Below are 873 nucleotides of genomic sequence, written 5' to 3'. Positions count from 1 at the left end.
TTTTTGTGTTTAACACGATAGATGGTGTGCGTGAGCATCCACATTGCAAAGCGAACCACAAAAATCGGAATTTGCAGAAAGATATATGCCGCGACTAAGAAGTTAAGCACTGCAAGAAGCGCAAACAGTTGTGGAATACTCATCTCTACTACGCTTAGGCATATAATGCCAAGGACCGCGCTGCCCACCATAAATAGCGAGTTAAAGATATTCAGACCTGCTATCACTTGCGCTCGTTCAGTCTCCTTCGCTCGGTGCTGCATTAAGGCATACAGTGGGACGATAAATAATCCGCCCGATGCTCCTATCATGAGCAGATAGAAAAACAGAGGCCAGAAAGGCTCGAAACGAACAAATTCAATGAAGTTTGCGAACTCAGGTAGCTCAGTTGGTACTGATGTCGCCATTAAGTAACCGAAGATGGTGATGCCTAAGGCACCGATTGGCACGATGCCCACTTCGATTCGATGATTTGAGATCCAGTTGCAAGCCAGTGAGCCTAGAGCAATCCCTACTGAGAAGAGTGCAAGTAAGAAAGATACGGCGCTTTCTGTACCGTTCAGGTAGACCTTCGTGAAGTTTGGGAACTGAGTAAGATCTGCAGCACCGAGAAACCAAAACCAACTGATGGCCATGATGCATTGAAATACGATGCGATCGGATTTCGCGATCGCCAGTGTGTGCTTAGTTTGCTGAGAAGGTCGCCAACGGAATTGAAGTTCAGGGGCACTTGCCGCAGCAAATGGAATCGAGCGACTGGATAAGTAACCGAGCAGGGCAAATAGAACCACGCAGAAAGCGGCCAGATATTTCGCGTTGTCAGCAGAAGCAATAATGCCTGCACCGAGCGTGCCGATAAGAATGGCGATAAAT

The 873-nt window shown here is 47.4% G+C and carries 1 pseudogene; it reads right to left on the bottom strand.

Annotation, left to right across the window (positions count from 1 at the left end):
- Window positions 1–873 (bottom strand): annotated as a pseudogene (locus R7Q09_RS24740) (MFS transporter); the annotation flags it as partial.

Source organism: Vibrio sp. 2130-1 (assembly GCF_033339515.1).
The sequence above is the reverse complement of the archived record's forward strand: the minus strand, read 5'-3'. Positions and strand labels throughout refer to the sequence as shown.